The organism is Bacillus sp. FSL R5-0416, from assembly GCF_037975425.1.
In the GTDB taxonomy this organism is placed as follows: domain Bacteria; phylum Bacillota; class Bacilli; order Bacillales; family Bacillaceae; genus Bacillus; species Bacillus subtilis.
This window is the reverse complement of record NZ_CP150252.1, coordinates 2,536,256-2,549,710: the sequence shown is the minus strand read 5'-3', so window position 1 is coordinate 2,549,710 and position 13,455 is coordinate 2,536,256. Positions and strand designations below refer to the sequence as shown.

14 protein-coding genes and 1 riboswitch are annotated in these 13,455 nt (G+C 44.1%); of the genes, 10 read left to right on the top strand and 4 right to left on the bottom strand.

Going from position 1 to position 13,455, the window contains the following annotated elements; all coding sequences use genetic code 11:
• Window positions 1-14 precede the first annotated feature (14 nt).
• Window positions 15-1,688, bottom strand: a complete 1,674-nt coding sequence (locus tag NYE20_RS13495; RefSeq protein ID WP_032726152.1) for an SNF2-related protein — start codon at window positions 1,686-1,688, stop codon at window positions 15-17.
• A gap of 168 nt (window positions 1,689-1,856) precedes the next feature.
• Window positions 1,857-1,958: riboswitch (glycine riboswitch) on the top strand.
• A gap of 171 nt (window positions 1,959-2,129) precedes the next feature.
• Here NYE20_RS13495 and gcvT point away from each other — a divergent pair.
• From gcvT to gcvPB, 3 genes are read left to right on the top strand one after another with little or no spacing between them, the layout of a single operon-like run.
• On the top strand, window positions 2,130-3,218 hold the full coding sequence (gene gcvT / locus NYE20_RS13490; protein ID WP_049141217.1) for a glycine cleavage system aminomethyltransferase GcvT: 1,089 nt from the start codon (window positions 2,130-2,132) through the stop codon (window positions 3,216-3,218).
• A gap of 29 nt (window positions 3,219-3,247) precedes the next feature.
• Window positions 3,248-4,594, top strand: coding sequence for an aminomethyl-transferring glycine dehydrogenase subunit GcvPA (gene gcvPA, locus NYE20_RS13485; protein WP_032726149.1), 1,347 nt, complete (start codon window positions 3,248-3,250; stop codon window positions 4,592-4,594).
• Entirely contained in the window at window positions 4,587-6,053 is a 1,467-nt protein-coding gene (gene gcvPB / locus NYE20_RS13480) for an aminomethyl-transferring glycine dehydrogenase subunit GcvPB (protein ID WP_021480011.1), read from the top strand. The genes gcvPA and gcvPB overlap by 8 nt, the downstream gene beginning before the upstream one ends.
• A gap of 34 nt (window positions 6,054-6,087) precedes the next feature.
• Here gcvPB and NYE20_RS13475 read toward each other — a convergent pair whose 3' ends face one another.
• Entirely contained in the window at window positions 6,088-6,468 is a 381-nt protein-coding gene (locus NYE20_RS13475) for a rhodanese-like domain-containing protein (protein WP_004398485.1), read from the bottom strand.
• Window positions 6,469-6,658: 190 nt separating this feature from the next.
• On the opposite strand from NYE20_RS13475, the gene lipM reads away from it, so the two are divergent.
• The 3 genes from lipM (at window position 6,659) to NYE20_RS13460 (ending at window position 9,024) form a co-directional block, all read left to right on the top strand.
• The gene (gene lipM, locus NYE20_RS13470; RefSeq protein WP_014664579.1) at window positions 6,659-7,495 is read left to right on the top strand and encodes an octanoyltransferase LipM; all 837 of its coding nucleotides are present in this window, start codon (window positions 6,659-6,661) and stop codon (window positions 7,493-7,495) included.
• Between the two features lie 99 nt (window positions 7,496-7,594).
• Window positions 7,595-8,023: a transcriptional regulator MntR gene (gene mntR / locus NYE20_RS13465; RefSeq protein WP_003236923.1), complete on the top strand. Its 429-nt coding sequence runs from the start codon at window positions 7,595-7,597 to the stop codon at window positions 8,021-8,023.
• Between the two features lie 125 nt (window positions 8,024-8,148).
• The gene (locus NYE20_RS13460; RefSeq protein ID WP_003230220.1) at window positions 8,149-9,024 is read left to right on the top strand and encodes a patatin-like phospholipase family protein; all 876 of its coding nucleotides are present in this window, start codon (window positions 8,149-8,151) and stop codon (window positions 9,022-9,024) included.
• On the opposite strand, the gene NYE20_RS13455 is transcribed toward NYE20_RS13460, so the two are convergent.
• Entirely contained in the window at window positions 9,021-9,416 is a 396-nt protein-coding gene (locus NYE20_RS13455) for an SA1362 family protein (RefSeq protein ID WP_003226367.1), read from the bottom strand. The two genes, NYE20_RS13460 and NYE20_RS13455, sit on opposite strands and share 4 nt — an antisense overlap.
• Window positions 9,417-9,455: 39 nt before the next feature.
• Window positions 9,456-10,412 (bottom strand): DUF1385 domain-containing protein, encoded by a 957-nt coding sequence (locus NYE20_RS13450; protein WP_032726146.1) that lies wholly within the window; start codon window positions 10,410-10,412, stop codon window positions 9,456-9,458.
• A 226-nt stretch (window positions 10,413-10,638) separates the two neighbouring features.
• Between NYE20_RS13450 and NYE20_RS13445 the strand changes: the two genes are divergently transcribed.
• The 4 genes from NYE20_RS13445 (at window position 10,639) to efp (ending at window position 13,348) form a co-directional block, all read left to right on the top strand.
• Window positions 10,639-11,175, top strand: a complete 537-nt coding sequence (locus NYE20_RS13445) for a YqhR family membrane protein (RefSeq protein WP_003230222.1) — start codon at window positions 10,639-10,641, stop codon at window positions 11,173-11,175.
• An 86-nt stretch (window positions 11,176-11,261) separates the two neighbouring features.
• The gene (gene aroQ, locus NYE20_RS13440) at window positions 11,262-11,708 is read left to right on the top strand and encodes a type II 3-dehydroquinate dehydratase (protein ID WP_021480009.1); all 447 of its coding nucleotides are present in this window, start codon (window positions 11,262-11,264) and stop codon (window positions 11,706-11,708) included.
• Window positions 11,705-12,766: an aminopeptidase PapA gene (gene papA / locus NYE20_RS13435; RefSeq protein WP_015251726.1), complete on the top strand. Its 1,062-nt coding sequence runs from the start codon at window positions 11,705-11,707 to the stop codon at window positions 12,764-12,766. The genes aroQ and papA overlap by 4 nt, the downstream gene beginning before the upstream one ends.
• Window positions 12,767-12,790: 24 nt before the next feature.
• On the top strand, window positions 12,791-13,348 hold the full coding sequence (efp, locus tag NYE20_RS13430; protein ID WP_003226377.1) for an elongation factor P: 558 nt from the start codon (window positions 12,791-12,793) through the stop codon (window positions 13,346-13,348).
• The last annotated feature ends 107 nt before the right edge of the window (window positions 13,349-13,455 follow it).

Sequence of the window (13,455 nt, the reverse complement as noted above, 5' to 3'; positions counted from 1 at the left end):
AACCTCCTTACAGGCTAAGATCCTCTTTTTTCAGCAGGCTGCTGTTTTTTATAAGACAAAAATGAGGTTAAGTTATCCATTTTTATTTTCATTTCTTCTTCTGTTGCTGAGTGATACAAAATGTCATGAAGGTGCTCTTCAAAATTGTTCACTTGAATTTTCGTTAAAATATCATCAAGTTCGCCGACCACTTTTTCAAACAAATGAATTTTTTCATATAAAAGCTTTAGAATATGCTCTTCCACCGTATGTTTTGTTGCCATGTTATAAATGTGCACGTCACGCTCCTGCCCGAGTCTGTGAATTCTTCCGATTCTTTGCTCAAGTCGCATCGGGTTCCATGGAAGATCATAGTTGATCATGTGATTGCAAAATTGCAGGTTAATTCCCTCACCGCCTGCTTCAGTTGCAATAAGGACTTGGATTTTTCCGCGGAAAAGATCCTTCATCCAGTCTTTTTTCCCACGTTTAAATCCGCCTCTAAACGGCACAGAACTGATGCCGTTTTGCTGAAGAAACCACTGCAAATAAATCTGGGTTGCACGGTATTCTGTAAAAATGATGACCTTATCGTCGATCTTTTTGATTAAATCAACGACTTGAAGCGCTTTAGAATTTTGTGTCACTTGATTGATGCGCTCTATTAAAACTGAAATCGTATGTTCATCAATGGCAGGTGCTTGTTTCTCTTTTTGATCAAGCATCTTTTTCAGCGTCATATACACCGCTTCTCTGCTCGAACAGCATTCTCTTTGCAAGGTCATAATCGAGAACATGCTGGCTGGTTTATTGATACTTTCCTTCAAGCGAGAAATTTCATCATAAAGCGCCTGCTCTGATGGAGAAAATTCAATCGGCACTGTTTCAACATGGCGCTGTTTCCAATTCAGCCCGGTATCATGCCGCCTGTTACGGATCATGACTTTATTCACAAGATCTTTTAAATGTTCATGCGCTTCTAAACTGGATTTCTTCTTGGCGAACTCCTCCTGAAAGTGATTCTGACTGCCTAAATGGCCGGGTTTTAATAAGGACACCAAATTGAAAATCTCTTCGATACGGTTCTGGATTGGCGTCGCGGTAAGAAGCAGGCAATATTTTTTTACGAGATTCCGGACAAATTCATAGTTCTTCGTTTTGCTATTTTTCAGTTTGTGTGCCTCATCAATAATGACAAGATCATATGGGATTGACAGAACGATTTCGCGATGGGGCGAGCGCTTCGCGGTGTCTATTGATGAGACGACAATATCGCATTGCTCCCACACATAGCTTTTCTTTTGTTCAACAGCCGGAATCAAAAATTTTTCCTGAAGCTCTTTGACCCATTGTGACACAAGGGAAGCGGGCACAAGGATCAAAATTTTTTTTGCTAACCCGCGAATCATATATTCTTTTAGAATCAGTCCAGCTTCAACCGTTTTCCCGAGACCAACCTCGTCTGCTAAAATCGCTTTGCCGTTCATTTTTTCAACCACTTTTTGCGCCACCTCAAGCTGGTGGGGGAGCGGCGTAAAGGAAGGCAGATATAAAGGAGCCCGTAAACCTTCAAACTCTGGAATTGCTAATGTTTTCTGGATTTCTGCAGAGAGCTTGTACAGTTCCCAGTTTGCCCAAGGGCCATCGTTTTTCAGTCTTTCAGCAAATTCTTCAGGCCATTTTGCATCGTAGATCATTTCTGTATTCATTGCTTTGAAACCGCCTTTCTTATTCTTCGATTCTTAAGATGAATAATATTAGAAAAATCTGCCCAAATTGCTGTTGCCCAGCATATAGTGATGATGGTAGGATATGAGTATGTATTTGATGTAAGATATTGCTATAGTATGTCCATAACAGCATGAAAATATGAGCGAATGACAGCAAGGGGAGAGACCTGACCGAAAACCTCGGGATACAGGCGCCGAAGGAGCAAACTGCGGAGTGAATCTCTCAGGCAAAAGAACTCTTGCTCGACGCAACTCTGGAGAGTGTTTGTGCGGATGCGCAAACCACCAAAGGGGACGTCTTTGCGTATGCAAAGTAAACTTTCAGGTGCCAGGACAGAGAACCTTCATTTTACATGAGGTGTTTCTCTGTCCTTTTTTGTATGTTTTTTAGCTGCGCCGTTGATAAAGGGGAGGAATTAGATGCTGAAAAGAACGCCGTTATTTGACCTGTATAAGGAATATGGAGGAAAAACGATTGATTTCGGAGGTTGGGAGCTTCCTGTTCAATTTTCTTCTATAAAAAAAGAACACGAGGCTGTCCGAACTGCAGCCGGTTTGTTTGATGTATCTCATATGGGAGAAGTCGAAGTGTCAGGGAACGACAGTCTGTCTTTTTTGCAAAGATTGATGACAAATGATGTTTCCGCGTTAACGCCAGGCCGTGCTCAATATACAGCGATGTGTTACCCGGATGGCGGAACCGTCGATGATTTGCTTATCTATCAAAAAGGGGAGAACCGCTATCTGCTTGTCATTAATGCTTCTAATATAGATAAAGACTTGGCTTGGATGAAAGAACATGCAGCAGGTGATGTGCAGATTGACAATCAGTCAGATCAAATCGCGCTCTTGGCTGTACAGGGACCGAAAGCAGAAGCGGTCGTAAAAAGTCTGACAGATGCAGATGTGTCTGCATTAAAGCCGTTTGCGTTTATTGATGAAGCCGATATCAGCGGCCGCAAAGCACTTATTTCACGCACTGGCTATACGGGAGAAGACGGGTATGAAATTTACTGCCGCAGTGATGATGCTATGCATATTTGGAAAAAAATCATCGATGCAGGGGATGCATACGGATTGATTCCATGCGGTCTCGGTGCACGTGATACACTCCGGTTTGAAGCGAAGCTCCCGCTCTACGGTCAGGAGCTGACCCGGGATATTACACCGATTGAAGCAGGTATAGGCTTTGCTGTAAAGCACAAAAAGGAGTCTGACTTTTTCGGTAAGTCAGTATTGAGTGAACAAAAAGAAAACGGAGCGAAGCGCAAACTTGTCGGTCTCGAAATGATTGAAAAAGGGATACCGCGGCACGGATATGAGGTTTTCCAAAATGGCAAGTCTGTCGGAAAGGTGACAACCGGCACGCAGTCACCGACATTAGGGAAAAACGTCGGCCTTGCCTTAATTGATTCGGAAACGAGTGAGATCGGGACTGTTGTAGATGTAGAGATTCGCAAAAAATTAGTGAAAGCAAAGGTTGTCAAAACACCATTTTATAAACGCTAATATTTTTTCTTGGAGAGAGGAGACAACACATGAAGCACCGTTATTTGCCCGCAACAGAAAAGGATAAACAGGAGATGCTTGCTACTATCGGCGTAAGCAGCATCGATGATTTATTTGCTGATATACCGGAAAACGTCAAATATAAAAAAGAGTATCAAATTAAAAAAGCGAAATCAGAAACTGAATTAACAAGAGAACTGACAAAGCTGGCCTCTAAAAATCGTGATACCGTACAATACGCTTCTTTCTTAGGAGCGGGTGTATATGACCATTATCAGCCTGTCATTGTGGATCATGTCATTTCGCGCTCTGAGTTTTATACCGCATATACGCCTTATCAGCCAGAGATTTCACAAGGAGAGCTCCAGGCTATTTTTGAATTCCAAACGATGATCTGTGAACTGACAGGCATGGATATCGCCAACTCCTCGATGTATGACGGCGGAACAGCCTTGGCGGAAGCAGCAATGCTTGCTTCAGGCCACACGAAAAAGAAAAAAATCGTTGTGTCAAAAACCGTGCATCCTGAATCGCGAGAAGTGCTGAAAACGTACGCAAAAGGTCAGTATATTGATGTAGTTGAAGTACCCGCTGCGGATGGCGTTACGGATCTTGATGCATTGCGCCAAACCGTTTGCGAGAACACAGCCGCAGTGATCGTTCAGTACCCGAATTTTTTCGGCCGGATCGAGCCGCTAAAGGATATTGAGCCTATCGCTCATCAAGGGAAATCCATGTTTATTGTTTCAGTTAACCCGCTTGCGCTAGGTCTTCTCACTCCGCCGGGTAAGTTTCAGTCTGATATCGTCGTCGGTGATGCGCAGCCTTTCGGCATTCCTTCAGCATACGGCGGCCCGCATTGCGGCTTTTTTGCCGTTACTAAAAAATTAATGAGAAAGGTGCCGGGCCGTCTCGTCGGACAAACGGAAGACGAAAACGGAAAAAGAGGCTTTGTGCTTACCCTGCAAGCCAGGGAGCAGCATATCCGCCGAGATAAAGCAACATCAAATATATGCTCGAACCAAGCTTTAAATGCGTTGGCAGCATCAGTGGCCATGACTGCTCTCGGAAAAAACGGCGTAAAAGATATAGCCCGCCAAAATCTCTTAAAAGCCAACTATGCAAAGCAAGAAGCAAAAAAAGCAGGTCTTACCGTTATGTTTGACGGGCCGATATTTAATGAATTTGTCATCAAACTGGATGAGCCGGTGAGAGCTGTGAACAAGCGTTTGCTGGCAAAAGGCATGATTGGCGGATATGATCTTGGGTTGACGTATCCGGAGCTGGACTGCCATATGCTGATTGCTGTAACGGAGCTGAGAACAAAAGAAGAAATTGACGCACTCATTCAGGAATTGGGGGATCGCCATGAGTAATCAGGACCAGGCACTTATTTTTGAACTTTCAAGAGAAGGCCGAATCGGCTATAGTCTGCCGGAGCTCGATGTACCGGAAATCGAATTGGGGGACCTCTTGTCAGACACCTATATTCGTGACGAAGACGCAGCGCTGCCGGAGGTTTCAGAGCTGGACATCATGCGCCATTATACAGCGCTGTCCAAACGCAATCACGGGGTGGATTCCGGTTTTTATCCTCTCGGTTCTTGCACGATGAAATACAATCCGAAAATCAATGAAAAAATCGCACGTATACCTGGTTTTGCTGCGATTCATCCTCTTCAGGATGAAGACACGGTGCAAGGCGCATTAGAGCTTTTATATGATTTAAGCAAGCACCTTGAAGAAATAACGGGAATGGATGAGGTTACGCTTCAGCCTGCTGCCGGAGCGCACGGCGAATGGACGGGGCTGATGATGATCCGTGCCTATCATGAAGCTCGCGGGGATTTCAAGCGGACGAAGGTCATTGTCCCTGATTCCGCGCATGGGACGAATCCTGCATCAGCAACAGTAGCAGGCTTTGAAACCGTTACGGTGAAATCGAATGAAAAAGGGCTTGTTGATTTAGAGGATTTAAAAAGAGCAGTGAATGAAGAAACTGCAGCTCTTATGCTGACGAATCCGAACACGCTCGGCTTGTTTGAGGAGCAGATTACAGAGATGGCGGAAATTGTACACCAAGCGGGGGGGAAACTGTATTATGACGGCGCTAATTTAAATGCCGTTTTAAGCAAGGCGAGACCTGGAGATATGGGATTTGACGTGGTGCACCTCAACCTGCATAAAACATTCACAGGCCCTCATGGCGGCGGAGGCCCCGGCTCAGGCCCTGTCGGCGTAAAAAAAGATCTGATTCCTTATTTGCCAAAGCCAGTTTTAGTCAAAAAAGAAGGGCGCTTTACGTTTGATTATGACCGCCCTCATGCGATTGGCCGAGTGAAGCCGTATTACGGCAACTTTGGCATTAATGTGAGAGCGTATACGTATATTCGCTCCATGGGGCCTGACGGATTAAAGGCTGTTACTGAGAACGCAGTGTTAAACGCCAACTATATGATGAGAAAGCTCGCGCCTTATTACGATCTTCCGTTTGACCGCCATTGCAAGCATGAATTTGTATTATCAGGGAAGCGGCAGAAAAAGCTGGGAGTGCGTACGCTTGATATAGCAAAACGGCTTCTTGATTTCGGCTATCATCCGCCGACGATTTATTTCCCGCTTAATGTTGAAGAATGCATCATGATCGAGCCGACGGAGACCGAATCAAAGGAAACACTGGACGCGTTTATTGATGCTATGATTCAAATCGCAAAAGAAGCGGAGGAGAATCCGGAGCTTGTTCAGGAGGCCCCGCATACAACGATTGTAAAAAGAATGGATGAAACAAAAGCGGCGAGACACCCGGTGCTCAGATACGAGGCGGAAGAAAGATAAATAAAAACAGCTGTCTACCAGACAGCTGTTTGCTTTATTTCTTCGCTTTAATCTTTCCGCCCCATTTTTTAAAGCCGCCTTTTAAATTGTAAATCTCAGTGCAGCCGTTTTTGCGCAGGGTTTGTGCCGCGCGTCCGCTGCGGACACTGTTTTGGCAGTACAGGTAAACAGGCTTGTCCGTACGGATCTCATTTTTTCTCTGTTTCAGCTGGGAAAGCGGGATGTTGCGGGCGCCTAAAATATGTCCGCCCTCAAACTCATTTGGCTCACGAACATCAATAAGCTGCGCTTTGCGGTAACCCGCGCGGAATTCTTCTTCGGTAAGTGTTTTCATAATTCGCTGCTGATAGACATATGAAGCAATCATATAGATGATAAATGCAGCAAAAATAATCAAAACGATCATATTAGACAATGTGATTCTACTCCTTTAGCATATAAAATCAAAACCCTGCTTCATAAAACAAGGTCATAGATCCGTTTTCGACAAATACTATTATAGTAAAGCACAGCGTGATTGTCATCTATAATGGAACTAAAATATTTTTCATTTTCCCGACAGTTTGATAAACTGATTCTATTAAAACGGTAAGGAAGGTCTTAAAATGCAAAAAGAAACTTGGCGGTTTATAGACTCAGGCAATGCAAGTCCCGCATTCAATATGGCGCTTGATGAAGCGCTTTTATATTGGCACAGCGAAAAGAAAATCCCCCCGGTTATCCGTTTTTACGGCTGGAATCCGGCGACACTTTCTGTAGGGTATTTTCAAAATATTAAAAAGGAAATCAATTTTGAAGCAGTACATAAATATAATCTCGGATTCGTCAGACGCCCGACCGGCGGGAGAGGTGTGCTGCACGATCAGGAACTGACATACAGCGTAATTGTTTCGGAAGAGCACCCCGAGATGCCGGCAACTGTTACTGAGGCTTACCGGGTTATTTCAGAAGGCATACTTCAAGGCTTTAGAAATCTCGGTCTGGACGCTTACTTTGCCATCCCGAGAACTGAAAAAGAAAAAGAAAGCTTAAAAAATCCGCGGTCATCTGTTTGTTTTGACGCGCCTTCATGGTATGAGCTAGTGGTTGAGGGGCGCAAGGTGGCGGGAAGCGCGCAAACGAGACAAAAAGGCGTGATTCTTCAGCATGGCTCCATTCTGCTTGATTTGGATGAGGATAAGCTGTTCGATCTGTTCTTATATCCGAGTGAAAGAGTAAGAGAACGGATGCAGCGCAATTTCAAAAATAAAGCGGTTGCCATTAATGAACTCACTGAAAAGCGGGTGACGATGGATGAGGCTCGTAAAGCCTTTAAAGAAGGATTTGAAACAGGTCTTAACATTCATTTGGAGCCATATGAACTTTCTCAGGAAGAGCTTGATTTTGTTCATCACTTGGCTGAAACAAAGTACGCTTCAGATGAATGGAATTATAAGCGGTAAACAGGGCTTTTGACCCGCGGAGCATCCTTGTTTTTTCAAGTTCATTAGTGTAAACTTGTAATGGTTTATAAAGTTAAGGTGCTTTTTGGGAGGGTTTCGATGACAACACCAAGTATGGAAGATTATATTGAACAGATTTATATGCTGATTGAAGAAAAAGGATATGCACGAGTTTCCGATATCGCGGAAGCATTGGCAGTCCATCCCTCCTCTGTAACAAAAATGGTTCAAAAACTAGATAAAGACGAATATTTAATTTATGAAAAATATCGCGGTCTCGTGTTAACGTCTAAAGGGAAAAAAATAGGCAAACGGCTGGTATACAGACATGAATTGCTTGAGCAGTTTTTAAGAATCATTGGTGTTGATGAAGAGAAAATATATAACGATGTCGAAGGAATCGAACATCATTTAAGCTGGAACAGCATTGATCGCATCGGGGATCTTGTTCAATATTTTGAAGAAGATGATGCCCGTAAAAAAGATCTGAAATCAATCCAAAAGAAAACAGAACATCATAATCAGTAAAAAGGCGGTCTCGAAGGAGGCCGTCTTTTTTGATACGCTGACGCCGCCCGTCATTCATTGGTCTATTTCTTCGCGTGTTTTCTTAAAATGGTAATAAACGATCGGATGGAGGGGGAGGGAATGAGATGTATATTGACGGTGTGTTTTCCGGCGGAGGAGTAAAAGGCATTGCGCTCGCAGGCGCTTATGAAGTGCTTGAGGAAAAAGGCTTCCGCTTTAAAAGAGTTGCGGGTACAAGCGCCGGCGCCATTATTGCCGCTTTCATTGCGTCAGGTTACACCAGTAAGGAAATCCACGCTTTAATTGAAGAAGTGGACGGAGAGAAATTGCTGGATCAGAGGTACTCTTTTCTCCCCTTAAAAATGCTCCAGTGGGTGTCCATCTACTGGCGTCTTGGCTTATACAAAGGCGATACGATAGAAAAATGGATTGCTGATCTGTTAAGAGCGAAAGGCATAAGGGTTTTCGGCGATTTGCAGAAAGGGTCTCTGCGCCTTATTGCTTCTGATTTGACAAACGGCACCATGATTGTTTTGCCGGACGATTTGGCCCGTTACGGGTTAAATCCTGATATGTTCCCGGTTGCCAGAGCGGTCAGAATGAGCTGCAGCATCCCGTATTTCTTTGAACCGATAAAATTAAAAACGGACACAGGCACCGCCACGGTTGTCGACGGAGGCGTGTTAAGCAATTTTCCAATCTGGCTGTTTTCAAAGGAAAGAAAGCGCCCTGTGATCGGTGTCACACTTGCGCCGCGTGAAAGAGAGCGTCCGAAAAAAAATATCCGCAACGCTTTTGAACTGTTCGGCGCCCTGTTTGAAACGATGAAGGATGCTCATGACGCAAGGCACATTGCGTCACGCTATGAACAAAATATCATTTTTCTCCCTGTCGATGACGTAATGGCCACTGATTTTCATTTAACACAACAAAAAAAACTAGCCCTGATTGAGCTAGGTAAAAGACGGACAGAGCTGTTTTTAAAGCAGTGGACCTATTAAAAAAGCGCTCTGTTTTTCTTTTTATTTTTTTTCCCTTCTATAACAGTCAGCTGAGTCTGGCTTTTTTTCTTGAGAATCATCGGTTTAGGCTTGCTGGCGCTCGGAACGCTTCGCAGGTGGCTGACACGTCCCTTATGTCCGGCGCGGTGTTTTGCTTTTTGTTCTTTCATCCGGCGCCGCGATTGTTTCGCCGCTTTTTTGAAGGCTGCTCCTTCGCTGCCCGCATTTCGATTCATTACATATTTCACAATAAAATAAATAATGATACCTGCCACGATGACGGTTACCGCCATTTTTGCCATTTCTCCGGGATTGGTTACCAGCACATAGAGGAAACCGAACGCTCCCAGCGCAATTAATACAGCAATAATAGGTTGTACACGATGATTCATAACTGTCCACCTCCGAAAGTAATAGCAGGGCAACGGATTTTAGATGACGTTGTGAGAAGGCTTCTGATTTTGCTCAGACAATGCTTCGAGTCTGAGAAGTTCGTTAAAGCTTTCGATGGCAACTTCAACCTGGTCATCCTTAGGTTCCTTTGTGGTTAACAGCTGAAGCCAAAGTCCCGGGTACCCAAGTAATTTCAGACCGGGAATGTCACGCACTTTGTTTGTCAGCTGCAGAACTTCAAAGGATAGACCAAGCACGACCGGTATCAGTGCGACACGATCTATAACACGCAGCCAAAGCGGATCTGTCGGAACGAGTAAATAAACAAACATGCCGACAATAATCGTAAATAAAATAAAGCTTGATCCGCAGCGGTAATGAAGCCGAGATTGGTTTTGGACATTCTCCACAGTAATTGGCAAATTCTGTTCATAACAGTTTATGACTTTATGTTCGGCTCCATGATATTGAAACACTCTTTTAATAAGCGGTGTCATGGACAAAAAATAGATGTAACCGAGCAGCAAAATCAACTTAAACAGGCTTTCAACCGCGATTTGCGCCGTGTCCGAGGAAAAAATCGGCCTTGTCAGTTCCGCTAAGAAAACTGGAACCAATGTAAATACGAATTTACTGAACAAAAATGATAGGACGCCTATAACTGCGAGGCTGAGATACATAGACAGCCCGGAGGATTTTTTTTCTTCCTGCTCAAGTGTCTCGTCTTCAGATGGATCGAGCCCGTAACGTTCGCTTGAAAAATTCAAATGCTTTGTGCCGTTTGCACTCGCTTCGATAATGGCCGCGATCCCCCGTAAAAACGGTATCTTTTTCACGATGTTCAGTTTCGGGTTGTGTTTGCGTGGAAGCTTAAAAAAGTCAATGCTTCCATCCGTTCTTCTGATGGCTGTAACGTAATGATGCTTTCCTCCAAACATAACGCCTTCCACAACAGCCTGCCCGCCGTAAGCGGGCGGAACTTTATGTTTTGACATATTATCAACCTGCCTATTTCTTTAGGATTGCTAACCATTTCCTTTCACTCTATTGTACAGGAAACAGCGCTAAACCTCTAGATTGACAGGCTGAAAAAATTGCCATAGCCTTGCTTTTTCTACATGCATTATACCCTTTATTTTCAAATTTTACTCGCAGCTGTCAAAAAGTGTGAGCTTTTTTATTGACATTTCATTTTTTGGGCACACTTTAACTGGAGGTGCCATGATGACAAGCGAAAAAGATACAGAACAAAATGAAGAATTGAATGAGAAGCAAAAGCCGCCTGTTTCAATGGCCGGCAGAGTGGCGGCAACAGGTTTTTGCGGAGGCGTACTTTGGAGTTTCGTTGCTTATATCGCATATTTGTTTCATTTTTCCGAAATCAGCCCGAATATGATATTGCAGCCGTTTGTGCTCGGAGAGTGGAAAAAACATGGGCTGGGAACGGTAATCAGCATCATTTTAATTGGAGTAATTTCAATTGGCGCAGCGTTTCTTTATTTTCTTCTATTGAAACGTTTAAAAACAATGTGGCCGGGTATTTTATACGGCTTGGTGCTTTGGCTGCTCGTGTTTTTTGTTTTTAATCCGATTTTTCCAGATGTGCGCACGGTGACCGAACTGACATCAGATACAATTATTACGACCATTTGCATTTATTTGCTTTACGGGCTGTTTGTCGGGTATTCCATTTCATTTGAATACAATGAGCTGAATTCGGAAAAGCTTGCACGTGCGCTGGGAATGCATAGAGAATAGTGTATAATCCTTTTCCAGTATGATAAAATGTTCACGAGAAGTGAACATTTTTTACATGAGAAACCCTCGCGAAAAGGAGAGATTATGTGCCTCATTTTTTGATTTTGAACGGACCGAATGTTAACCGGCTTGGGAAGCGTGAGCCTGAAGTATTCGGCGGCCAGACACTGACCGATATTGAAACAGATCTTTTTCAGTTTGCTGAAGCTTTACATATCCAGCTCACTTTCTTCCAGTCTAATCACGAAGGTGATTTGATAGATGCGATACATGAGGCTGAGGAGCAATACAGCGGGATTGTTCTGAACCCTGGCGCCTTGAGTCATTACAGTTATGCGATCAGGGATGCTGTTTCAAGCATCAGTCTTCCTGTGGTAGAGGTGCATTTATCAAACTTATACGCCAGGGAAGAATTCAGGCATCAGTCGGTTATCGCTCCTGTTGCGAAAGGGCAGATTGTCGGTCTTGGAGCTGAAGGCTACAAGCTTGCTGTTCGCTACTTATTAAGCCAGCAAGGGGGAGAATCAAGATGAAGCTAGAGAAATTAAGAAACCTGTTTGGACAGCTGGGAATTGACGGCATGCTGATTACAAGCAGCACGAATGTACGCTATATGACAGGGTTTACAGGTTCGGCGGGTTTGGCTGTTATATCCGGTGACAAAGCGGCGTTTATTACGGATTTTCGTTATACTGAGCAGGCGAAGGTTCAGGTAAAGGGTTTTGAGATCATTGAACATGGCGGCAGCTTGATTCAGACCACTGCTGACACTGTTGAATCGTTTGGCATCAAGCGTCTCGGTTTTGAACAGAACAGCATGACATATGGCACTTACGCTTCATACAGCGCCGTTATCAGTGATGCCGAATTAGTGCCTGTGGCTGAATCCGTGGAAAAGTTGCGCTTGATTAAGTCTAGTGAAGAGATTAAGATATTAGAGGAAGCTGCGAAGATTGCAGATGATGCCTTCAGACATATCTTGACGTTTATGAAACCCGGCATTTCTGAAATCGCTGTTGCCAATGAGCTGGAGTTTTATATGAGAAGCCAGGGAGCAGACAGCTCTTCTTTTGATATGATTGTCGCCTCAGGCCTTCGTTCAAGCCTTCCGCACGGTGTGGCCAGTGACAAACTGATTGAAAGCGGAGACCTTGTTACGCTTGATTTTGGCGCTTATTATAAAGGATATTGTTCTGATATTACCCGGACGGTCGCTGTAGGTCAGCCCAGTGATCAATTGAAGGAGATCTATCAGGTTGTATTTGATGCTCAGGCGCTTGGCGTCGCACATATTAAGCCGGGAATGACAGGAAAAGAGGCTGACGCCCTCACAAGGGATCATATTGCTGCAAAAGGCTACGGTGACTATTTCGGCCATTCAACCGGACACGGGCTCGGCATGGAAGTTCATGAATCGCCGGGATTATCCGTCAGATCTTCAGCTATCCTTGAACCGGGTATGGTGGTCACAGTGGAGCCGGGCATTTACATACCAGAAACAGGCGGTGTCCGCATTGAAGATGACATCGTGATTACAGAAAACGGCAACCGGACAATCACCCATTCCCCAAAAGAACTTATTATTTTGTGATTGGAATATAGGAGGACATTAAACATGATTTCAGTTAACGATTTCCGTACAGGATTAACAATTGAAGTAGATGGCGGCATTTGGCGCGTCGTTGACTTCCAGCACGTAAAACCTGGAAAAGGTGCGGCATTTGTCCGCTCTAAACTCCGCAACCTTCGCACTGGCGCGATTCAGGAAAAAACATTCCGCGCTGGTGAAAAAGTAGCGAAAGCGCAAATCGAAACCAAAACAATGCAATATCTATATGCAAACGGAGATCAGCACGTATTTATGGATACTTCTTCTTATGAGCAGCTTGAACTGAGCGCAACTCAAATCGAAGAAGAATTAAAATACCTGCTAGAAAACATGTCTGTGCATATCATGATGTACCAGGATGAAACACTTGGTATCGAACTTCCAAACACAGTTGAGCTGAAAGTTGTTGAAACTGAACCTGGTATTAAAGGTGATACAGCGTCAGGCGGTACAAAACCTGCGAAAACTGAAACCGGGCTTGTTGTAAACGTGCCGTTCTTTGTGAATGAAGGCGACACACTTGTTGTCAATACATCAGACGGTTCTTACGTTTCAAGAGCATAGAAAGAAAAAAAGAAGTCTGTTCCCAAATGGGAGCAGGCTTTTTTTGTGCCCAAAAACAGAATCTTTCTTTTATACGAAAATGACAAGACTACTTCAGCAAGCTAGAG

What these genes read in the sequence shown, in the direction of transcription:
- NYE20_RS13495 (WP_032726152.1), bottom strand. Translation starts at nt 1,688, where the DNA reads ATGAATACAGAAATGATCTACGATGCAAAATGGCCTGAAGAATTTGCT.
- gcvT (WP_049141217.1), top strand. Translation starts at nt 2,130, where the DNA reads ATGCTGAAAAGAACGCCGTTATTTGACCTGTATAAGGAATATGGAGGA.
- gcvPA (WP_032726149.1), top strand. Translation starts at nt 3,248, where the DNA reads ATGAAGCACCGTTATTTGCCCGCAACAGAAAAGGATAAACAGGAGATG.
- gcvPB (WP_021480011.1), top strand. Translation starts at nt 4,587, where the DNA reads ATGAGTAATCAGGACCAGGCACTTATTTTTGAACTTTCAAGAGAAGGC.
- lipM (WP_014664579.1), top strand. Translation starts at nt 6,659, where the DNA reads ATGCAAAAAGAAACTTGGCGGTTTATAGACTCAGGCAATGCAAGTCCC.
- mntR (WP_003236923.1), top strand. Translation starts at nt 7,595, where the DNA reads ATGACAACACCAAGTATGGAAGATTATATTGAACAGATTTATATGCTG.
- NYE20_RS13460 (WP_003230220.1), top strand. Translation starts at nt 8,149, where the DNA reads ATGTATATTGACGGTGTGTTTTCCGGCGGAGGAGTAAAAGGCATTGCG.
- NYE20_RS13455 (WP_003226367.1), bottom strand. Translation starts at nt 9,416, where the DNA reads ATGAATCATCGTGTACAACCTATTATTGCTGTATTAATTGCGCTGGGA.
- NYE20_RS13450 (WP_032726146.1), bottom strand. Translation starts at nt 10,412, where the DNA reads ATGTCAAAACATAAAGTTCCGCCCGCTTACGGCGGGCAGGCTGTTGTG.
- NYE20_RS13445 (WP_003230222.1), top strand. Translation starts at nt 10,639, where the DNA reads ATGATGACAAGCGAAAAAGATACAGAACAAAATGAAGAATTGAATGAG.
- papA (WP_015251726.1), top strand. Translation starts at nt 11,705, where the DNA reads ATGAAGCTAGAGAAATTAAGAAACCTGTTTGGACAGCTGGGAATTGAC.
- efp (WP_003226377.1), top strand. Translation starts at nt 12,791, where the DNA reads ATGATTTCAGTTAACGATTTCCGTACAGGATTAACAATTGAAGTAGAT.